Origin of the sequence: Streptosporangium sp. NPDC051023 (genome assembly GCF_040689595.1) — a bacterium.
Classification (GTDB): Bacteria; Actinomycetota; Actinomycetes; order Streptosporangiales; family Streptosporangiaceae; genus Streptosporangium.
In genome coordinates this window covers 12,984-33,086 of record NZ_JBFBCE010000082.1, presented here as the reverse complement: position 1 = coordinate 33,086, position 20,103 = coordinate 12,984, and the positions used below count along the sequence as shown (strand labels likewise).

General features: G+C 70.1%; 17 protein-coding genes and 1 pseudogene. 11 read left to right on the top strand and 7 right to left on the bottom strand.

Annotation, left to right across the window (positions count from 1 at the left end; translation table 11 throughout):
* Positions 1-38: 38 nt before the first annotated feature.
* The 6 genes from AB0395_RS37630 to AB0395_RS37605 form a co-directional block, all read right to left on the bottom strand.
* The gene (locus AB0395_RS37630; RefSeq protein ID WP_366289535.1) at positions 39-704 is read right to left on the bottom strand and encodes a polysaccharide deacetylase family protein; all 666 of its coding nucleotides are present in this window, start codon (positions 702-704) and stop codon (positions 39-41) included.
* 93 nt (positions 705-797) lie between these two features.
* Positions 798-1,760: an SDR family NAD(P)-dependent oxidoreductase gene (locus AB0395_RS37625; RefSeq protein ID WP_366289532.1), complete on the bottom strand. Its 963-nt coding sequence runs from the start codon at positions 1,758-1,760 to the stop codon at positions 798-800.
* A 263-nt stretch (positions 1,761-2,023) separates the two neighbouring features.
* Positions 2,024-3,070 carry a 2-oxoacid:ferredoxin oxidoreductase subunit beta gene (locus AB0395_RS37620; protein ID WP_366289529.1) on the bottom strand — a complete coding sequence of 349 codons (1,047 nt, stop codon included), beginning with the start codon at positions 3,068-3,070 and terminating at the stop codon, positions 2,024-2,026.
* The gene (locus AB0395_RS37615; protein WP_366289526.1) at positions 3,063-4,916 is read right to left on the bottom strand and encodes a 2-oxoacid:acceptor oxidoreductase subunit alpha; all 1,854 of its coding nucleotides are present in this window, start codon (positions 4,914-4,916) and stop codon (positions 3,063-3,065) included. Before AB0395_RS37615 ends, AB0395_RS37620 begins: the two co-directional genes overlap by 8 nt.
* A gap of 214 nt (positions 4,917-5,130) precedes the next feature.
* Positions 5,131-5,220: a putative leader peptide gene (locus tag AB0395_RS37610; RefSeq protein WP_366289523.1), complete on the bottom strand. Its 90-nt coding sequence runs from the start codon at positions 5,218-5,220 to the stop codon at positions 5,131-5,133.
* Positions 5,221-5,289: 69 nt separating this feature from the next.
* Positions 5,290-6,711 (bottom strand): polysaccharide deacetylase family protein, encoded by a 1,422-nt coding sequence (locus AB0395_RS37605; protein ID WP_366289520.1) that lies wholly within the window; start codon positions 6,709-6,711, stop codon positions 5,290-5,292.
* Between the two features lie 339 nt (positions 6,712-7,050).
* On the opposite strand from AB0395_RS37605, the gene AB0395_RS37600 reads away from it, so the two are divergent.
* The 5 genes from AB0395_RS37600 to AB0395_RS37580 all read left to right on the top strand — a co-directional run bounded on the left by AB0395_RS37600 (position 7,051) and on the right by AB0395_RS37580 (position 10,505).
* Positions 7,051-7,422, top strand: a complete 372-nt coding sequence (locus AB0395_RS37600) for an NADH-quinone oxidoreductase subunit A (RefSeq protein ID WP_366289517.1) — start codon at positions 7,051-7,053, stop codon at positions 7,420-7,422.
* 113 nt (positions 7,423-7,535) lie between these two features.
* Complete coding sequence (locus AB0395_RS37595; RefSeq protein ID WP_344915582.1) at positions 7,536-7,976, top strand: NADH-quinone oxidoreductase subunit B family protein; 441 nt, start codon at positions 7,536-7,538, stop codon at positions 7,974-7,976.
* Positions 7,969-8,535 (top strand): NADH-quinone oxidoreductase subunit C, encoded by a 567-nt coding sequence (locus AB0395_RS37590; RefSeq protein WP_366289514.1) that lies wholly within the window; start codon positions 7,969-7,971, stop codon positions 8,533-8,535. Before AB0395_RS37595 ends, AB0395_RS37590 begins: the two co-directional genes overlap by 8 nt.
* A 53-nt stretch (positions 8,536-8,588) precedes the next feature.
* A complete protein-coding gene (nuoH, locus tag AB0395_RS37585; RefSeq protein WP_366289511.1) occupies positions 8,589-9,542 on the top strand; it encodes an NADH-quinone oxidoreductase subunit NuoH in 954 nt (317 codons plus the stop codon).
* 24 nt (positions 9,543-9,566) lie between these two features.
* The gene (locus AB0395_RS37580; protein WP_366289508.1) at positions 9,567-10,505 is read left to right on the top strand and encodes a hypothetical protein; all 939 of its coding nucleotides are present in this window, start codon (positions 9,567-9,569) and stop codon (positions 10,503-10,505) included.
* Between the two features lie 204 nt (positions 10,506-10,709).
* On the opposite strand, the gene AB0395_RS37575 is transcribed toward AB0395_RS37580, so the two are convergent.
* A complete protein-coding gene (locus tag AB0395_RS37575; protein WP_366289506.1) occupies positions 10,710-12,038 on the bottom strand; it encodes a serine/threonine-protein kinase in 1,329 nt (442 codons plus the stop codon).
* Positions 12,039-12,309: 271 nt separating this feature from the next.
* On the opposite strand from AB0395_RS37575, the gene AB0395_RS37570 reads away from it, so the two are divergent.
* From AB0395_RS37570 to AB0395_RS37545, 6 genes and pseudogenes are all read left to right on the top strand, one after another.
* Positions 12,310-13,509 carry a 4Fe-4S binding protein gene (locus tag AB0395_RS37570; protein WP_366289503.1) on the top strand — a complete coding sequence of 400 codons (1,200 nt, stop codon included), beginning with the start codon at positions 12,310-12,312 and terminating at the stop codon, positions 13,507-13,509.
* Positions 13,506-14,042, top strand: a complete 537-nt coding sequence (locus tag AB0395_RS37565) for an NADH-quinone oxidoreductase subunit J (RefSeq protein ID WP_366289500.1) — start codon at positions 13,506-13,508, stop codon at positions 14,040-14,042. Before AB0395_RS37570 ends, AB0395_RS37565 begins: the two co-directional genes overlap by 4 nt.
* Position 14,043: 1 nt before the next feature.
* Positions 14,044-14,328: pseudogene (gene nuoK, locus AB0395_RS37560) on the top strand (NADH-quinone oxidoreductase subunit NuoK); the annotation flags it as partial.
* A 278-nt stretch (positions 14,329-14,606) separates the two neighbouring features.
* Positions 14,607-16,544: an NADH-quinone oxidoreductase subunit L gene (locus AB0395_RS37555; protein ID WP_366289498.1), complete on the top strand. Its 1,938-nt coding sequence runs from the start codon at positions 14,607-14,609 to the stop codon at positions 16,542-16,544.
* A gap of 64 nt (positions 16,545-16,608) precedes the next feature.
* Positions 16,609-18,393 (top strand): NADH-quinone oxidoreductase subunit M, encoded by a 1,785-nt coding sequence (locus AB0395_RS37550; RefSeq protein WP_366289496.1) that lies wholly within the window; start codon positions 16,609-16,611, stop codon positions 18,391-18,393.
* Entirely contained in the window at positions 18,390-20,078 is a 1,689-nt protein-coding gene (locus AB0395_RS37545) for an NADH-quinone oxidoreductase subunit N (protein ID WP_366289493.1), read from the top strand. The genes AB0395_RS37550 and AB0395_RS37545 overlap by 4 nt, the downstream gene beginning before the upstream one ends.
* The last annotated feature ends 25 nt before the right edge of the window (positions 20,079-20,103 follow it).

Sequence of the window (20,103 nt, the reverse complement as noted above, 5' to 3'; positions counted from 1 at the left end):
GCCCGCTCGCTCGCTTTGGCGGCGGGGCGCCCGGCGGCTCAGCCGCGGACGCGCTTGAACGTCCGCGAGGCGATTCGGCGGGCGCGAAGCGGCAGCGGCGGGGTCCCGTCCATGACCCGGTTGGCCCAGGTGGCGTCGATGTCGTGGCGCAGGCTGTTGCGGGGCTGGAGCCAGGAGCCGGGCTTGGCCCGGCCTCCGTCGCTGGTGTAGGCACGTGTCACCTTCGCCTGCCTCAGCCTGCCGAGCACGTGCCTGTCGTAGGAGCCGAACGGGATGGCGACCCTCGACACCGGTTGCCCGGTGAGCTCACCCAGGAACCGGTTGGCGTCGACGATCTCCTGGACCGCCTGCTCCGTGTCCATCTTCCGCCAGTCGCGGTGCGCCCAGCCGTGTGAGCCGATCCGCATACCCGCCGACAGCAACTGCCGTACCCCGCTCTCCTCCAGCCTTCCCGGCTGGCCGAGCAGCCCGGCCAGCACGAAGAACTCCGCGGTGAGCCCGCGTTCGAGCAGCCGGGGGAGGGCGATCTCCAGGTCCGACGCGTTGCCGTCGTCGAAGGTGATGCGGACGTCCTGACGGCCGACCACGGCGTCGAGCACCTGCTCGAACTGTTCGACGCTGACCCAGGTCGTGTCCTCGCCGGGGTCGAGTTCACGGTTGGTCGGGCCGATGCCGTGTACCGTGAGGTTGACGACCGAATGCACCAACTTCCTCGTTTCTGATCCAGCACCCTGATCGTGGAGCGGTGCTATCTGATGTCCGGTCTCTGGTGAGATATCGGGTTTCCGGATGGACCGTTACAGATGTTCCGCGTACCAGCCGACGGTCTGTCTGAGACCCTCTTCGAGCTCGATGGCGGGGCGCCAGCCGAGTGCCTCACCGGTCGGGGCGATGTCGGCGATTCGGGCACTGTCCAGCGGGCGGTCGGCGATCGCGCCGTATCGGGGGCGCAGCGGGCTGTCGGCGACCCGCACGATGAGTTCGACGGTCTCGCGGATGGACGTGCGCGTCCCGGTGCCCACGTCGAGGCTCAGGCCCGCGGCTCCCGGGCTCCTGCCCGCGGCGAGGAACGCGGCGACCACGTCGTCCACGTGGATCCAGTCGATCAGACGCGTTCCGCTGCCGATCTCGGGCTCCTCGCCCCGCAGCAGCGAGAGCGTGACGTAGGGGACCAGCCTCTTGAGGTTCATGTCGCCGGGCCCGTAGACCATTCCGACGCGCAGGGTGGTCGCGTGCACGTCCCACAGCTGGTGGAACATCCGCGCGTAGCCGTTGGCCGCCCACTTGGCGACCGCGTACGGCGAGGACGGGGCCCGCTCGCCCTCGTCCGGCCTGAGCTCCTCGAGCGAGCCGGCCAGCACCACCCGGGTCTCCCGGCTCTCCTCGGCGACCGCCGTCAGGAGGTTGACCACGCTGGCGAGATTGCTGTCCAGCATCGTTCGCACGAGCCGGGGGGCCCTGGTGCCCGCCACCTCGCTGGCGAGGTGGAAGACGACGGCGGGGCGGAGGGAGGCGACGAGCTTCTCGACCGCCTCCGCGTCTCCGACGTCGGCGACGTGCCAGGTCTCCGGCCCGTCCGTGTCCTGCCGGGGGGTGCGGCTGACGGCGTGCACCCGCGCGCCCAGCGCGCTCAGGCGCCGCACCAGGTGGACCCCGATGAATCCGGTCGCGCCTGTCACCAGGACGTGCGACCCGCGGTACTGGCTGAGATCTTCCTGCTCAGAGGTGAGACGGTCTCCGGATGCCGGCACCGTAAGCATGGGCGTTCTCCTCGTATGGGACGAGTTCCGTCGGATGCTTTTTCATAAGACCCTGCCAGACGGGGTGTGTCGCCGCGTGGCGGTGGCACGATTTGCGGTCCCCCGTTTTTCATGAATTGTCTGACCAACAAATGTCGGCGACATCAACTTTCCCTGCAAAGTAACCCGGATTCCGGGAAAAGCAAACGGGACCGCTCAAAACGAGCGGTCCCGTCATTGTTCCTCACGATCGACCGGTCCAGGGTGGAGGCCGGTCGTGCCGGTCAGCCGATGCGCCAGGTGTCTCCGGAGAGCAGCAGGTCGTCCAGGTCGCCGGGGCCGCTCCTGCCGACGGCCTCGGTCAGCTGATCGGCCATCAGCTCGTCGTACGAGGGGCGGTCCACGTTGCGGAAGACGCCGATCGGGACGTGCTCGAATGCGGGCTCGTCGAGGCGGGACAGCGCGAAGGCCAGCGACGGGTCGGCGCGGCGCGCGTCGTGGACGAGGATCTCCTCCTCGCTCACCTCGGAGCGCGGGACCACCTCGATGCCGCCGTCGGCCGCGCGCCGTACCGCCTTCGAGGCGGAGACGATCGGCCGGCCGTGCTCCAGGCGCAGCGTGATGTCGTCACGCTGCTCCGGGTCCTTCAGCTGCTCGAAGGCGTTGTCGTTGAAGATGTTGCAGTTCTGGTAGATCTCGACCAGCGAGGTGCCCCGGTGCTCGGCGGCCTCGCGCAGCACCGACTGCAGGTGCTTGCGGTCGGAGTCGATGGTCCTGGCCACGAAGGAGGCCTCGGCGCCGATGGCCAGCGAGATCGGGTTGAACGGCTTGTCCAGCGAGCCCATCGGGGTGGACTTGGTGATCTTGCCGACCTCGGAGGTCGGGGAGTACTGGCCCTTGGTCAGACCGTAGATCCTGTTGTTGAACAGCAGGATGTTCAGGTTGACGTTGCGGCGCAGCGCGTGGATCAGGTGGTTGCCGCCGATGGACAGCGCGTCGCCGTCACCGGTGATCACCCACACCGACAGGTCGGGCCTCGAGGAGGCCAGGCCGGTCGCGATCGCCGGGGCGCGGCCGTGGATCGAGTGGAACCCGTAGGTGTTCATGTAGTACGGGAACCGGGACGAGCAGCCGATGCCGGAGACGAACACCATGTTCTCGCGCTTGAGGCCCAGCTCGGGAACGAACGACTGGACCGCCGCCAGGATGGCGTAGTCACCGCATCCGGGGCACCAGCGGACCTCCTGGTCGGACTTGAAGTCCTTCATGCCCAGCTTGACGTCGGACTTCGGCACCAGGGACAGGCCCCTGCCGTTCTGGATCTCACTCACTGTCGATCACGTCCTGGATCACGCCGGCCAGTTCCTCGGCCTTGAACGGAAGCCCGCGCACGCGGTTGTAGCTGATGATGTCGACCAGGAAGCGGGCGCGGAGCAGCAGCGCGAGCTGGCCGAGGTTGATCTCGGGGAGCAGCACCTTGTCGTAGGAGCGCAGGACCTCGCCGGTGTTGACGGGCAGCGGGTTGAGGTGCCGCAGATGGGCCTGGGCGACCTTGCCCCCCGACTTCCTGATCCGCCGTACGGCAGCCGCGATCGGGCCGTAGGTCGAGCCCCAGCCGATGACCAGCACCCGCGCGTCGCCGTCAGGGTCGTCGACCTCGAGCGGCGGGATGTCCCGGGCGATCCCATCGATCTTGGCCTGGCGGAGCCTGACCATCTTGTCGTGGTTGCCGGGGTCGTAGGAGATGTTGCCGGTGCCGTCGGCCTTCTCGATGCCGCCGATCCGGTGCTCCAGACCCGCGGTGCCCGGGATGGCCCAGGGGCGGGCGAGGGTCTCGGCGTCACGACTGAACGGCAGGAAGGTCACGCCGTCCTCGCCGTTCGGCGCGGTGGCGAACTCGGTGGAGATGTCCGGCAGCTCGGCCGCGCTGGGCACCTTCCACGGCTCGGAGCCGTTCGCCAGGTAGCCGTCGGACAGCAGCATGACCGGCGTGCGGTACTTCACCGCGAGGCGGGTGGCCTCGATCGCCGCGTCGAAGCAGTCGGACGGGGTCGCGGGCGCGACGATGGGCAGCGGCGACTCGCCGTTGCGGCCGTACATGGCCATGAGGAGGTCGGTCTGCTCGGTCTTGGTCGGCATGCCGGTGCTCGGTCCGGCGCGCTGCACGTCGACCACGATCAGCGGCAGCTCGGTGGTCACCGCGAGGCCGACGGTCTCCGCCTTCAGCGCGACGCCGGGGCCCGAGGTCGTGGTGACGCCGAGCGCTCCGCCGAACGCGGCCCCGAGTGCCGCGCCGACGCCGGCGATCTCGTCCTCCGCCTGGAAGGTACGGATGCCGAACCGCTTGTGCTTGGACAGCTCGTGCAGGATGTCGCTGGCCGGGGTGATCGGGTAGGACCCGAGGAACAGCGGCAGTTTCGACTGCACGGAGGCGGCGATCAGACCGTAGGCGAGCGCCTGGTTGCCGGAGATGTTGCGGTAGACGCCCGGGGGCAGCTTGGCGGGCTTGACCTCGTAGGAGACCGAGAAGGACTCGGTGGTCTCGCCGTAGTTCCAGCCGGCCTGGAAGGCCGCGATGTTGGCCTTCGCGATGTCGGGCCTCTTGGCGAACTTGTTCTCGAGGAACTTGATCGTCGTCTCGGTCGGCCGGTGGTAGAGCCAGCTCAGCAGACCGAGGGCGAACATGTTCTTCGAGCGCTCCGCGTCCTTCTTGGACAGGTCGAAGCCCTCGAGCGCCCTGACCGTCAGCGAGGTCAGCGGAACCTGGTGGACACGCCACTCGGCGAGCGAGTCGTCCTCGAGCGGGCTGACGTCGTAGCCGACCTTCTGCAGGTTGCGCTTGGTGAACTCGTCGGTGTTGGCGATGATGTCGGCCCCGCGCGGCAGGTCACCGAGGTTGGCCTTCAGCGCGGCGGGGTTCATCGCGACCAGGACGTTCGGCGCGTCACCCGGGGTGAGGATGTCGTGGTCGGCGAAGTGAAGCTGGAAGCTCGACACACCCGGCAGGGTTCCTGCGGGGGCGCGGATCTCCGCGGGGAAGTTGGGAAGGGTCGACAGGTCGTTGCCGAACTCAGCCGTTCCCGACGTGAAGCGATCACCGGTCAGCTGCATGCCGTCGCCGGAGTCTCCGGCAAACCGGATGATGACGCGGTCGAGTTGCTGAACCTGCTTGGTCACAGCTCAGTCCTCCTCGACGCGAAAGGGCGCCGTTGATGGTGGCACGTTCTCAGTTCCATGCTAGATCCCTCGGAGTAACGCGGTGTGTTTTCGCGTTCCACTCGGCGGAGGAGTGTGACATATGTCGCAGATCCTCGGCAGCCGCTGAGTTGGAGGTCGACTCGGGCGTTGCGCGTTGGCGGTGGGGCCGGATGGGACACGGCCCGCGCGGGGGTCACGATCGCGAACGGTTGGCCCGACACAGCCCAGCGGCGAGCCGGCACAGATCCACGTGCAGGCGGCCGAAGAGGACGGTTAGGGTCACGATGCCTAACTATATGCGTCGCATGGAAAACAGCCTCATCACCTCTGGCTATGTACTCATAGCCTCCGGCTATGGCGTGGTGGGCCGCTGCAGGGGCGCCTGGGTGTCGCCGGAGGACTTCGGGCCGCCGAGATCGTTCCAGCCCGTCGAGTCGCCGGAATTGTAGGTGCCGCCGGGCAGCATCCCCAGCGAGCCGTACAGCTCGGGGACGGTGACGAAGGTGTATCCCTTCTCCCGCAGCCGCCGCAGGATCTCGGGCGTCGCGTCGACGGTCGGGCGATAGACGTCGTGCATGAGGATGATCGCGCCGGGCTTCGCCTCCGCGACGACCCTCTTCGCGATGACCTTGGGGTCGGCGGTGCGCAGGTCCCTGCTGTCGGCGCTCCAGCGGACCACCGCGAGGCCGCGCCCGGCCGCGATGGAGGCGATCCTGTCGTCGGTCGCGCCGTACGGCGGGCGCAGCAGGGCGGGGACCTGCCCGATCGTCTGGGTGATCGCGTACTGGGCGCGGTTGAGCTGGTCGGTGATCCTGTTGTCGGTGAGGGCCGTCAGGTCCCGGTGGGACCAGGTGTGGTTGGCCACCAGGTGCCCCTCCCGCATCATCCGCTTGAGCGGCTCGGGACGGGCGGAGGCGTTGGCGCCGAGACTGAAGAAGGTGGCCCTGGCGTGATCCGCGCCGAGGAGGTCCAGCAGCCGCCCGGTGTCCGGGCCGGGCCCGTCGTCGTAGGTGAGCGCGACGCACTTGGCCTTCGCGCAGTCCACGCTGCCGGTCTGGGAGCTCGCCGCGGGGGGCTTGGCGGTGCCCGCCTCCGCGATGAACTCCTTCCACAGCTTGGATCCCGGCTCGCTCGTCGTCTTCAGGGCGGCCCGCTGGGCCCGCGCCCCGGTCGCGGACAGCAGGGGCTCGGCCTCGGAGGCCGGGACCGCGACCGCGACCCGGCCGAGGGACGCCGCCCCCACCTGGTTGTCGTCGAACTCGACGACGAGGTCGCCGCGCGGGTTGAAGCCCAGGGAGTCGAAGAGCCCGGGATCGGCCTTGACCGTGCGCGAACTCGTCTCGCGCCGCGGGCCTGCCAGCCGGTCCCTGACGATCGAGGCCAGCTCCTCGAGCGCGGGACGGTCCTTGAGCAGGGCCGCCGAGTCCAGAACGCGGCTGTCGGTGCGGTCATACCAGACGGTGGTCCTGGACTCGGACCAGCCGGCGCCGACGGATTCGCCGATGCGCAGCCGTACGCCGATCACCTGGTCGGACGCCGCGGCGAGCTGCCAGTCGATGTTGAACTCGCGGTGGGGGAGGTCGGCGTCCCGCGAGGCGTCGCGCCCGAAGCGGTCGAGCTGCTCCTTCACCGTCTTGAGGAGCTTCTCGTTGAGGCGGGGCGCGTCGTCGATCGAGGGGTACGCGGCGTACATGTGCGGGTCGGCGGAGTCGCCCGCGGCCACGGTGCGCACGTTCAGCCCGTGGACCCCCGAGGGGTCCACATAGTTGATCATCGTAGGCTCCGACGGGAAAGAGTTTTCCACATCGGGGGACGCGGTGACGGAGCCGCACCCGGCGACGGCTGCGGCGAGGAGCGCGACCCCTGCGACGAATCGCATTTTGGGCATGAAAACCACACTAAATGGATGAAATGGGTTTTTACTCTTCCTTGGGATTAATGGTGCATAGGCTTTGGCCCTATCGGGTTTGCCCGCTCCACTGCGTGACGGAGAGGGCGGATCCTGCTATAGCTGGTCAGAGAGGGCCGTTTGCCCTGCGCCGCCGGACCTTGGCGCCAGCATGGCCGCAAGGGCCGCCGGTGGCCCTGGAGGACCTCTGGAAGGGGGAGATCCGTGGACGGATACTTCGGCTCCTACGCGGTGGTCCTCGTGCTGTTCGCGATCGGGGCGGTGATCGTGACCGGGGCGCTGACGGTGAACCGGCTGCTGCGTCCCACCCGCCCGACCCCCGAAAAGCTGCTGACCTACGAGTGCGGCGTCGACCCGGTCGGCGAGGGCTGGGCCCAGTCGCAGGTCCGCTACTACGTCTTCACCTATCTCTACGTGGTGTTCGCGGTCGACGCCGTCTTCCTCTTCCCATGGGCGACGGTCTTCGCCGCCCCCGGCTTCGGGATGACCACGCTGGTCGAGATGTTCGTCTTCCTGGGCTTCATCGCGCTCGGGATCCTGTACGCCTGGCGCAAGCGCGTGCTCGTCTGGGCCTGACGGCCGGGCGGGCGTCCCGGCGGTGCCGCTGACGGCACTGGAGGAGAATGAGTGGCATGGCGGATCTTCCGATGCCCACCGTTGGACCGGTCTCCCGGCTGGCCCCGAAACCCATGCGCTTCATCCTCAACTGGGGGCGCCGCTACTCGCTGTGGGCCTTCAACTTCGGGCTGGCCTGTTGCGCGATCGAGTTCATCGCGACCTCGATGAGCCGCCACGACTTCATCAGATTCGGGGTCATCCCGTTCGCCAACGGTCCCCGGCAGGCCGACCTGATGATCGTCTCGGGCACGGTGACCGACAAGATGGCCCCGGCGGTCAAGCGGTTGTACGAGCAGATGCCCGACCCCAAGTACGTGATCTCCTTCGGCGCCTGCTCGAACTCCGGCGGTCCCTACTGGGACTCCTACTGCGTGACCAAGGGAGTCGACCAGATCATCCCGGTGGACGTCTACGTGCCGGGCTGCCCGCCTCGCCCGGAGGCGCTGCTCCACGGCATCATGATGCTCCAGGAGAAGATCGCCGCGGAGAACCTGGGTGACCGCTATGTCTGACCTCGCGCGCGACCCGCGGCGGGCTCCCGCCGTGCTCATGGAGCGGTACGGCCCACGCGTCCAGGTGTCGGAGTCCTCCGGAGAGGTCACCGCGGACGTCCAGGCGGCCGACTGGATCGACCTGCTCGGGTTCGCCCGTTCCACGGGCTACGAGTTCTTCGACTGGCTCACCGCGGTCGACGACCCGCCCGACGGGTTCCAGGTCGTCGCCCACGTGTTCGACCCCGTCTCGCGGGAACGCCTGCTGCTGCGCACCCGCGTGTCCCGCGCCGACCCCAGGCTGCCCAGCGCGGTCGGCGTCTTCAGGGGCGCCGACTGGCACGAACGCGAGACCTTCGAGATGTTCGGAGTGATCTTCGAGGGGCACCCGAACCTGGTCCCGCTGCTGCTGCCCGAGGGCTTCGAGGGCCACCCGCTGCGCAAGGACTTCGTGCTGGCCGCCAGGGTCGCCAAGGCGTGGCCGGGAGCCAAGGAGCCCGGCGAGTCAGAGCACGGCTCGCCGAGCCGCCGCAAGACGCTCCCGCCCGGCGTGCCCGCTGACTGGGGGCGCGATGGCTGAGAAGTCCCGCGCCCGGGGCGCGGCGACCAAGGGATCGCCTGACTGGAGGCGCGATGACTGAGGTGCTCGAGGTCGCCGTCAGGCTCGTCGCGATCGTCGCGGCCTTCCTGGTGCTGCCGCTGGTCGCGGGCCAGGCCGAGCACAAGGCCATGGCGCACATGCAGGCCAGGCTCGGCCCGATGTACGCCGGGGGCTTCCACGGCTGGGCCCAGCTGATCGCCGACGGCGTCAAGTTCGTCCAGAAGGAGGATGTGATCCCGGCCGCGGCCGATCGCAGGGTCTTCGCCCTCGCGCCCGCGGTCGCGCTGATCCCCTACCTCGTCGTGATGGTCGTCCTGCCCATCGGCCCCGGCCTGGTGGGAGTCGACCTGGACGTCGGCCTGTTCTTCGTCCTGGCCGTGCTGGGGGTCGGCGTGCTCGGCTCGATCATGGCCGGGTGGTCGTCGGGGAACAAGTACTCCCTCCTCGGCGGGATGCGCTCCGCCGCCCAGCTCATGGCCTACGAGCTGCCGCTGGTCCTGGCCGCCTCCAGCGTCGCGATGGCCGCGGGCACGCTCTCCCTGCCGGGCATCCTCGCCGCCTGGCAGTGGTGGTGGCTGCCCTGGCAGGCGATCGGCGCAGTGGTCTTCTTCACGGCGGGGCTCGCCGAGCTGCGCCGCCCGCCGTTCGACATGCCGATCGCGGACTCCGAGATCATCATGGGGCCGATGACCGAATACACCGGCATCAGGTTCGCGCTGTTCATGCTGGCCGAGTACGCCGGGATCATCGTGATCTCCGCGCTCACCAGCGTGCTGTTCCTCGGCGGCTGGCACGGTCCCGTGCTGCCGGGGCCGGTGTGGATGCTCCTGAAGGTGGCCGTCCTGGTGTTCGTGGTGATCTGGGTCCGCGTGAGCTACCCCCGGCTCCGTGAGGACCAGCTCCAGCGGCTCGCCTGGGTCGGGCTCGTGCCGCTGGCACTGCTCCAGCTCGCGCTGACGGGCGTGGTCAGGGTCCTCGCCGGCTGAGACCACAGGCCAGGGAGGAGCCGCATGACCCTCGCGCTCGCCGTGGAGAACGACGATCTGGTCGTCGACGTGCCGGAGCACCCCTCGGTACGGCTGCCGCTCACGGGCCGGGACAGGGCGAGCACGCTGCTGCTGTTCGGCTACCCGGGCCGGGGCAGGACGAGGTACGGCCTGGCGGTGCTGGACGAGTCCGGCCTGGTGATGCTGCAGGCGCCCGGGTCCCGCTCCCGCCGCGAGATAGAGGCGTTCGCCGGGGACAGCGGCCTGGGGTTCGAGATCAGGAAGTTCACCACGGGGGAGGAGGCCCGTACGGCGCTCGCCCGCAGGTCACCGGCGTGGCGGGCGGTGACGTGGCGCAGGCCGCCCCCGCCCCTGCCCCGGCTGCGCGTGCCCGGGGTGAGGAGTCTGATGCCGCCCAAGGGCTCGCCGAGGATCTGGTGGCGCGAGCAGCTCCTCTTCTGGCTCATGTGGCTGGTGCTCGCCTACGGCGCCGCCTTCGTGACGCTGGTCGTCCTCACCATGGCCAACCCCGGCGGGGACCTTCGCAGGAGTATGGGCCCGCTGGGGGTCGCGGCCCTGGTGTTGGCCGTGCTGACCGTGGTGGGCGCCGTCGTCGTGGTCGGGGCCGGCAGGCGGCGGGTCCGCAGGCGCGGTGCGCGCGGCCGTGTCCTCACGCGGCACGGCGAGCCCCCGTGCCGCCTGGTCGTCGTCCACGGCAGGCTGCTGCTGGAGACCGCGCGCAGGACCCGTGAGATCGACGCCTCCAGGCTGCTGCTGTACTCGGCGGAGTCCGGGGTCACCGGGCTGGTCGTCGGGGACGGGCTGCTTCACCTGCCGGGCCGCTGGGATCCGCAGGAGGCGGAGCGCTTCGCCGTACGCAACGGTTTCGAGCTGGAGACCAGGACGCTGAGCCGTCAGGAGTACCTCGACCTGACGGCCGGGGCGCGGGACGCGGTGCCTTGATCTCCAGGGCCGTCGGCACGACTACCAGGCGCGCTCCCAGAGAGCGGGCGTGTTGGCCGGGTCGAAACCGGGCCCGCGGAAGCCGCGCCTGGCCCGGTAGGGGCATAGACGATCTCCCCTTGCCGGTAGCAGGCCCAGCCACCGGTGAGATCGGCGGTGGAGGTGGAGCGTCGCTCGGTAAGGAGTCACCGGCCGTCGCGCGGCCTACTGCACGATCCGCAGCATGATGTCGGCCGCGGTCGGCCGGTTGGCCGCCTGCTTGTCCAGGCAGGCTGCGGCCAGTGGGCGCAGGGACTGGGGCAGGGCCGACAGGTCGGGATGCTGGTTGATCACCCGGTTGAGGATGGCGGGGATGGTGTCCTCACCGAAGGCGGCGCGTCCTGAGGCGGAGAAGATCATGGTGGCCGCCCAGCTGAACACGTCCGACTCGGGACCGACGGCCCCTCCGGCGAGTTGCTCGGGGGACATGTAGGCGGGGGTGCCCATGATGTTGCCCGATGTCGCGGTGACCTGGTCGAGGGCGCGGGCGATGCCGAAGTCGATCACACGTGGCCCGTCGGCGCCGATCAGCACGTTGGCGGGCTTGAAGTCCCGGTGCACGACGCCCGCTTTGTGGATCGCGGCCAGCGCGCCCGCCGTGGCCAGGGCCAGCCGGGTCAGGCCGTCCTCGGTGCGGGGCCCCTGCTCGCGGACGAGCTGTTCCAGCGAGACGCCGTCCACGTACTCGCTGACGATGTAGGCCTGGTCGTCGTTGATGTTCACGTCGAGCACCCTGGCCGTCGAGAAGGTCGCGACCTTGCGCGTCGCCTCCACCTCGCGCAGGAAACGCTCCCTGACCATCTGGTTGCCGGTGAGGTGCTGGTGCAGCACCTTGATCGCCACCTTCTGTCCCTGCGGTGTGAGGGCGAGGTGGACCGTTCCCTGACCGCCCTTCCCCAGGTCGCCGATCAGCCGGTACGGCCCGAGCCAGCCCTGGGGTCCGTGCTGCTGCTGGGTGTGCTGGGGCTGCGGATGGGACACGCGGGTGTGGGCGTGGGGATGGGGCCGGTGGACGGGCGGGTGCATGTTCGTCGGTGGGTTCGAGGTCATGTTCGAGGGCAGGGTCGGTGCGACCGGGTACGGCACGGCCGGGACCGCGGGCCGTACAGGGGGCGGCATCTGGGGCGGCGGCCTGTGGAGGGCCGGCGCGCCCTGCCAGAAGACCGATCCCCTGATGATCAGCGCGTGCCCCAGTCCGCCGAGCCAGCTCCCGAAGAGTCCGACCGTCATGATGGCGTTCAGCCAGCCCGGGATCAGGTCGGTGTCGTCGTAGGACACGATTCCGATGACGAAGACCCCGATGCCCAGGGCGTAGAGGGCCGCCGACAGGGCCAGGAGCGGGCTCCGCAGCCTGCGGGCGGCGTAGGCCATGATGAAGGGCGTCCCCATGCCACAGGTGAACAGGGGGACCAACGTCCACACCACACTCAGCCCCGTGTTGGATCGCTGGGGCGGCGGCTGGTTGTGCCAGGAGGCACCGTACTGGTGGGACATGTGGCGAAGAATACGTATTTCTGAGGTCTCTTGCAGTCCTCTTCCAGAGTGATTCTGTGGCGGAAGACGACAGCCGAACACACAGACTGTGGATAACTGTTGTGGATAACTTGGGGTGTCTGGGGATCGTCCCTGCCCCGAGCCGCTTTCCCGAGGGCTCTACCGGGCACCGCCGCATTCCCGGGCGGGGGCTCATGCGTCATGATGTTGAGTTGTGGCACGGATACCAGGAGTGGGGCTGGCGAAAGGGCTCTCCGTCACCCTTCGCCACATGCTGAGCAGGTCGGTGACTCAGCAGTACCCCGAAGTCCAGCCGGAACTGCCTCCCCGCAGCAGGGGGGTGATCGGCCTGGTCGAGGAGAACTGCACGGTGTGCATGCTCTGTGCCCGTGAGTGTCCCGACTGGTGCATCTACATCGACTCCCACAAGGAGACCCTCCCCGCCCCCGAGGGGGGCCGTCCCCGCGCCCGCAACGTGCTCGACCGCTTCGCGATCGACTTCTCCCTGTGCATGTACTGCGGGATCTGCATCGAGGCCTGCCCCTTCGACGCCCTGTTCTGGTCTCCCGAGTTCGAGTACGCCGAGGGCGACATCCGCAACCTCCTCCATGAGAAGGACAAGCTGGCCGCGTGGGCCGCGACCGTGCCCCCGCCGCCCGCGCACGAGCCGAACGCCGACCCGCCGAAGGAACTGGCCGCCACCTCCCGCCCCGTCCCGTCTCGCGCTGGTCCCGGTGTCGTCCGTCCCGGTGGGGAAGGGGCGGGCGCTCCCCCCGGCACGACGGTCACCCCCTCGCCTGTGGCGTCGGGACCCCCGGGATCGGGAGCCGGGGGGCGCGCGGCTGCGGGCCGTGCGTCTGGCGGCCCCGGGGCGGGCGGCCGTACGGCGGGCAGAGGTGACGCTGCGGACCGTGCGGCGGCCGGGGCTGACACGGCCGGCACAGTTGAGCCCGGCAGGCCCGCCGGGCCGGTCGAGGCGGTTGCGCCGGCCGGCACAGTCGAGCCCGCCGAGCCGGTTGAGGCGGTTGCACCGGTCGAGCCGGTCGGGCCGGTCGGGCCGGTTGAGCCGGTGTCCGGCGCGGCGCCGGGGCCCTCCGGCCAGGAAACCCGTCCAACCGGCCCGGTGCCCGGGGCTCCCGACGAGGGCGAGTCCGCCGCCACGGCGGGCTCCGGTACGGCCGCCCCTTCTTCTACGGAGCCTCCTTCCCCCTCATCTCCGGCACCCGCCCCGACCGGACGGGGACCGGAGAGGCCTGCGCGGCGCGCCTCCGCCGGACACGCGAGCGTCCGGGCCATCAGGCCGCCCGGGGCACTTCCCAAGAAGGACGCCCCATCCACGGGTGAGTCATCCACAGGCGGCCCGTCCGCCGAGAAGTTATCCACAGGTGAGGGTGGCGTCCCCCCGGCAACGGGTACGCCAGAGCAGACTTCTGCCACGGACCCGAGTGGAGAGCCCGAGGAGGAGACGTGACCGAGGTGCCGTCCTACCTGTCACCGACCGGGCAGGAGATCGTCCTCCTGCTGCTGGGCGCGGTGGCCGTCGGGGCGGCGCTGCTCGTGGTGACCACCAGACAGCTCGTTCACGCCGCCCTGTGGCTGGTGGTCTGCTTCGGAGCCCTCGCCGGGAGCTATCTCGTCCTGACGGCCGAGTTCGTCGCGTGGGTCCAGGTGCTGATCTATGTCGGCGCGATCGTGGTCCTGCTGCTGTTCGGCATCATGCTCACCCGTGCCCCGATCGGCAGGGCCGCCGACCTCGACAGCCGGAACAGGCCCGCCGCCGTGCTCGTCGCGACGGCCACCGCGGTGGTGCTGGTCACCGTGATCGTCGACGGCTTCCGCACGGCCTACGCTCCCCTGGAGCCGGGCGCGGGATCGGCCAAGGAGATCGGCTCCAGCGTCTTCCGCAACTGGGTGCTTCCCTTCGAGGTGCTCTCGGTCCTCCTGCTGGCGGCCCTCATCGGTGCCATCGTCCTGTCCCGCACCGACATCCGCGGGAGGGAATGACGTGCACGTCGTCTATCCGGCGATCGTCTCCGCGCTGCTGTTCTCCATCGGGGTGTACGGCGTGCTCGCCCGCCGCAACACGATCCTCGTCCTGATGTCCGTCGAGCTCATGCTCAACGCGGTCAACCTCAACCTCGTCACGTTCGACGTGTGGTTGCGTGACCGGCTGCACAGCGGCCAGGTCCTCACGCTGTTCGTCATAGTGATCGCCGCAGCCGAGGTGGGCCTCGGTCTCGCGATCATCCTCGCTCTCTACCGCAACCGCCAGACCGTGGACCTCGACCGGCTCCGCGCCCTGGCCGAGCCCGTCGACACCGAGGCAGCCCCCACCGGCGGCACCGATACCGCCGCCGGTAGGCGCACCGGCACGCGCGCCGCAGGAGACGGGAACGGCGACGAGGAACGGGCCCGGAGTGAGGACGGCGACGAGGAGCGGGCCCGCAGCGGGGACCGGATCCGGAGTGAGCGCCACGTCCGAAGTCGGGACCCCGCCCGGTCGCCCGGCGCCGCGTCCGGTCCCGCGGCCCCTTTGCCGGGCCAGGCCGACAGGGCGGGGGAGATACCGTGATCACCGTCGCCGCCGTCGTCATTCTGCTTCCGTTCATCGCCGCGGCCGTCGGGCTTCTGGGCTCACGGTTCCCCCGGGGCGCCCGGGGCGGACCCGCCGATCTGGCCGCGAACCGCAGGGCCGCCTGGATCGCGGTCGTCCCCACCGCGATCTCCACGGTGCTCGCGATCTGGCTGGTCTACGCCGACTGGACCGGCACGGACGGGCGGCGAGGCGGGCCGTTCTCCGGAACGGGTGCCTCCACGGGCCCGTCGGCGATCGACGGCGTCACCGGGACGCTCGACGTCATTCACACGGGCTCGCTGCCGATCTCGGTCGGCCTGCTCGTCGACGTCCTCGCCGCGTCGATCGCGGTGCTGGTGACCGTGGTCGCGCTGGCCGTGCAGGTCTACTCGGTCGGTTACCTGGCCGCCGACCGCCGCTACCCGTCCTACAGCGCGTTCATCAGCCTGTTCACCAGTGCCATGCTCCTGGTCGTCTACGCGGCGGACCTCCTCGTCCTCTACGTGGGCTGGGAGATCATGGGTCTGTGCTCCTACCTGCTGATCGGCCACTGGTGGGAGGACCGCGCCAACTCCCGGGCGGCGGTCAAGGCCTTCCTGGTCACCCGGGTCGGTGACGTCGGGTTCCTGTTCGGCGTCTTCGTCCTCGGCACGGCGGCCGGAAGCTTCAGGATCGCCGACGTCGTCGCCAAGGTCCCGGAGATGTCCTCCGGGACGATCGTCACCGCGACCATGCTGCTGCTCGCGGGGGTCGCGGGAAAGAGCGCCCAGGTGCCGCTGCACACCTGGCTCCCCGACGCGATGGCGGGCCCGACCCCGATCAGCGCGCTCATCCACGCCGCAACCATGGTCGCGGCCGGTATCTTCCTCGTCGCCCGCCTCTACCCCGTCTTCATCCAGGCGGGTCCGACCCTGGACGTGCTCGCGGTCGTCGCCGCGCTCGGCATGCTCGGCGCCGCGCTGGCCGCCCTGGCACAGGACGACCTCAAACGAGTCCTCGCCTACTCCACGATCAGCCAGCTCGCCTACATGGCCGGTGCCCTGGCCGCGGGCTCGGAGAGCGCCGCGATCTTCCATCTGATCACGCACGGGGCCTTCAAGGCGCTGCTCTTCCTCTGCGCGGGAGCCGTCATCCACGCGGTCGGCTCCAATCTCATGAGCGCGATGGGCGGCCTTCGCAGGGAGCTTCCCGTCACCTTCGTCGCGATGACCATCGGTTTCGCCGCCCTGATGGGCCTTCCCCCGGCCAGCGGCTTCTTCAGCAAGGACGAGGTGCTGGTGAGCATGGAGCGGGCCCTGGCCACAGGATCGCTCACCGACGCGGCGGCCCTGCTCCTGTACGGCTGCGCGCTGGCCACGGTCGCGGTGACCGGTGCCTACGCCACCCGGGCGTGGCTGCGGACCTTCTTCGGGGAACGCCCCGCCGTCGCGCTCCCCAAGCCCGAGCCCGGCACGGCCCACGTCCTCGACGCCCGTGAGGCTCCGGCGACCATGTTCTGGCCGATCACGGTCCTCGCGGTGCCCGCACTGCTCCTGGGCTTCGCGGGCATCGCCGACATTCACTGGGGCACCGCCGCCCTCGGCGTCGTGCTGGCACTGCTCGGAGCCGGTGTGGTCTACGTCGTCTGGCGTGGCGACCCTCTGAGCGATCCGGCCCGTGTGCTCGGCCCCTTCCGTGCTCCGTTCGAGCAGGCCTTCTATGTCGACTCCGCCTACCGTGTGCTGTTCGTCCTGCCGGTGCTGCGGCTCGCCCGCCTGGTCGCCCGCGCCGACGACCGCGTGGTCGACGGCGCTGTGCGCGGTTCCGGCAGGGTGACCCTGAGCCTGGCCGGTCTGACACGCCTCGCGCAGAACGGCAACGCGCAGCTCTACGTCACCGGCCTCCTCGCCGGAGTCCTCCTGCTCGCGGTAGGGGCGGTGATCTTCGGATGAGTTCCCCGATCTCCCTCACCCCCCTACCGGACCTGATCTCGACGTGGGGCGGGGTGATCGAGCCGTGAGCTGGGTGTTGATCGCACTGCTCGGGGTGCCGCTGGCCGGAGCCGCCGTGTTGCTCGTGCCGTCCCGGGCGGACGCCGCCGCCGGAGGGCGGCTGCTCAGGACGCACGCCCTGGTGGTCTCCGGGGTCACGTTCGCGCTCTCCCTGGTGCCGGTCGCCGTGTTCGGCGGCGGCGACACGACGGGTGGGCGGTTCTCGACGAACCTGGCCTGGGTGCCCGGTCTCGACCTCAGGTTCCACCTCGGCGTGGACGGCGTCTCCCTGCCGCTGGTCGTGCTGACCACGCTGCTGACGTTCCTCTGTTTCGTCTACCTGTGCTGGGGCCGTGCCGACGGGCCGGGACAGTTGTTGCGGCCGAAGCCCGAAGGGGGACGGCCCAGGGCGCTGGTGTTCACGCTGCTGATCCTCGAAGTGGGCATGATCGGCACGTTCCTCGCGCTCGACCTGCTGCTGTTCTTCGTGTTCTTCGAGGTCGTCCTCATCCCGATGTACTTCGTGATCGCCATCTGGGGCGGGCGCGCCCGGCGGGCGGCGGCGATCAAGTTCATCCTCTACACGCTGCTCGGCTCGGTCGTCCTCCTGCTCGGGCTGCTGTTCGTCTGGGCGCAGACCGGCACCCTGGACATGGTCGCTCTCGCCAGGGCACACGGGGCGGGCATGTCCCGCTCGGCGCAGATCCTCGCCTTCGTGGCCGTCGGCGCCGGGCTCGCGGTCAAGACCCCGATGTGGCCCCTGCACACCTGGCTGCCCGCCGCCCACACCGAGGCGCCCACCGTCGGCTCGGTGCTCCTCGCGGGTGTCCTGCTCAAGATGGGCACCTACGGCTTCGCCCGCATCGCCATCCCGATCCTGCCCGAGGGCGCCGCGGTCGTGGCCCCCTGGCTCGGCGCCTTCGCGGTGATCGGCATCATCTACGGTTCTCTCGCCTGCCTCGCCCAGCGCGACCTCAAGCGGATGATCGCCTACTCCTCGATAGGCCACATGGGGTTCGTGCTCCTGGGCTTCGCCACGCTCACCCCGGTCGGTGTCAACGCCGCACTGTTCGGCAACATCGCCCACGGCCTGATCACCGCGCTGCTCTTCTTCGTGGTCGGCGCGATCAAGGAGCGCTACGGCACCGCCGACATCCCGGCGCTCGGCGGCGGGATGCTGTCTCGCCTGCCACGTCTCGCCTCCCTGCTCACCTTCGCCTGCGTGGCCTCTCTCGGGCTGCCCGGTCTTGCGGGCTTCTGGGGGGAGATGCTGGCACTCCTGGGCGCCTTCGAACCGGCGACGGGCCTTCCTCGCCCGCTCTACCTGGTCTTCATGGCCATCGGAGGGATCGGCACCGTCCTGACCGCCGCCTACTTCCTGGTCATGCTGTCCCGGGTCACCCACGGCCGCCCGACCGTGACCGTCCACGCCCCGCTGCTCGCCTCGGTGGGCGGCCCGGGGGAGGGGACCGGGGCGAAGGCCGTCGTCGGGGAGGCGGCAGAGGACATCCGCGCAGGCGGAGGAGGCTCCACGACGGGCAGGGGAGACGTCACGGCGGGCGAAGGAGGTTCCACGGCGGGCGAAGGAGACGTGACAACGGGTGGAGAAGGCTCCACGGCGGGAGGGGGAGACGGTGGCCCGCTCGCCGCGCCGGCGAACGCCGGGGCCGGGCGGATGCGAGACGTCACCGGCTATGAGCTGGCCGCCTGGGTTCCGCTGGTCGTTCTGATCGTGTTGCTCGGCCTCTGGCCGAAGGTGCTCCTTTCCATCACCGACCCGGTGGTCCAGAGCCTGCTGGGGGCACCGTGATCCAGTCGATCGACTACTACGCGGTCGCGCCGCTGCTGGTCCTCGCGCTCACCGGCGGTCTGGTGCTGCTCCTGGACGCCTTCCTGCCACGCGGGCCGTACGCCCGGCCTGCGCTCGGCGTGGTCACCCTGGCCGGGGTGCTCGGGGCGCTCGGCTTCGTGATCTCGCAGGCGTCGCGCGCGGGAGGGCCCATGCGGACCTTCTGCGTGCCCGGTGGGCTCTCGAACGCGGTCCCGGGCGCGCCTCCCGGATCGGGGACGGGTGGTGCGGGCGCGTCGCCGTGCTCGTTCGTGGTCGACGACTTCACCCTGATCTTCGCGGGGCTGGCCCTGGCCGCCGGGGTCGTCGTGGTGCTGCTGTCCATGGCCCAGCTCTCCTCGGGAGAGATCCCCGTCGGCGAGTGGTACTTCCTGCTGCTCTGCACGCTGACGGGCGCCGTCGCCCTGCCCGCCTCCCGAGACCTGATCATGCTGGTCGTCGCGCTTGAGCTGGTCTCGCTGCCGGTCTTCGCGCTCACCGCGCTCAGACGATACGACGGCCGGAGCTCGGAGGCGGCGGTCAAGCTCTTCCTGGTCTCCGTGGTCTCCACCGCGGTGATGCTCTTCGGAGTGTCCCTGCTGTACGGCACGACGGGAACCGTCTATCTCGATCGCCTGGCCCAGGTCCTGCGCGAACGCATGGCCGGGCCCGCGGCGCCAGGCCCTGGCCAGGCCCTTCAGGGCGCCGGGACGTCCGGCGGGATCCAGGCCTCCCAGGCCTCCGAGGCCTACGTCTCCTCACTCCACATCGCCTACGACCCGCCGCCGGTCGACCTGTCGCCCCTGCTCACCGTGGCCGTCGTCCTGGTGCTGGCCGGGTTCGCCTTCAAGGTCGCGGCGGTGCCGTTCCACGCGTGGGCGGGCGACGTCTACCAGGGAGCTCCGGTGCCGGTCGCCGCGCTGCTCTCGGTGATCTCCAAGGCGGCCGGGTTCGCCGGGCTGATCCTCATCCTCGTGGCGGCCCTGGGCAGCCAGTCGGGCACCTGGACCCCACTGGTCGCGATCATCGCCGCGCTGACCATGACGGTCGGCAACCTCCTGGCCCTGCGGCAGCGCCACGCCGTACGCCTGCTGGCCTGGTCCTCGGTCGCCCAGTCGGGATACATCCTCGCTCCCCTCGGCGTCCACGACGACGAGGCGACGAGCGCGTCGATCGCCTACCTGGTGTTCTACGCGGCGATGAACCTCGGGGCGTTCGCGGTGGTCATGCTGGTCTCGCGGCGTCACCCCCGCAACGAACTGGACGACTACCGGGGGCTGGCGTTCCGCAGTCCGGCGGCCGGGCTGGCGCTGGTGTTCTTCCTGATCTGCCTGGCGGGTCTGCCGCCGGGGCTGGCGGGGATGTTCGCCAAGATCGTGGTGTTCCGGGAGCTCGTCGGAGGGGGCGGGACCTGGCTGGCCGTGGTGATGGCCGTCAACACGGTCATCGGCCTCTACTACTACGTGGCCTGGGCCGCGCGGATCCTCACCCCGGTTCCGGTCATCGCGGAGAGCGAGGCAGAGGGGCCCTCCGCGGGCGGTAGCCGTACCGGATGGGTGCCGGTCGGGATCGCCGTCGCCCTGGCCGGAGCCGTCGCGCTGGTGTTCTCGGTCGCCCCGCAGGTGGTGCTCGACCTCCTCCCCGAAGTCCTCGTCGCCGCGAGGTGAACATCTCCGGGAACGTTCGGCCAGG

What these genes read in the sequence shown, in the direction of transcription:
- AB0395_RS37625 (WP_366289532.1), bottom strand. Translation starts at nt 1,760, where the DNA reads ATGCTTACGGTGCCGGCATCCGGAGACCGTCTCACCTCTGAGCAGGAA.
- AB0395_RS37605 (WP_366289520.1), bottom strand. Translation starts at nt 6,711, where the DNA reads ATGATCAACTATGTGGACCCCTCGGGGGTCCACGGGCTGAACGTGCGC.
- AB0395_RS37595 (WP_344915582.1), top strand. Translation starts at nt 7,536, where the DNA reads ATGCGCTTCATCCTCAACTGGGGGCGCCGCTACTCGCTGTGGGCCTTC.
- AB0395_RS37590 (WP_366289514.1), top strand. Translation starts at nt 7,969, where the DNA reads ATGTCTGACCTCGCGCGCGACCCGCGGCGGGCTCCCGCCGTGCTCATG.
- nuoH (WP_366289511.1), top strand. Translation starts at nt 8,589, where the DNA reads ATGACTGAGGTGCTCGAGGTCGCCGTCAGGCTCGTCGCGATCGTCGCG.
- AB0395_RS37580 (WP_366289508.1), top strand. Translation starts at nt 9,567, where the DNA reads ATGACCCTCGCGCTCGCCGTGGAGAACGACGATCTGGTCGTCGACGTG.
- AB0395_RS37575 (WP_366289506.1), bottom strand. Translation starts at nt 12,038, where the DNA reads ATGTCCCACCAGTACGGTGCCTCCTGGCACAACCAGCCGCCGCCCCAG.
- AB0395_RS37570 (WP_366289503.1), top strand. Translation starts at nt 12,310, where the DNA reads ATGCTGAGCAGGTCGGTGACTCAGCAGTACCCCGAAGTCCAGCCGGAA.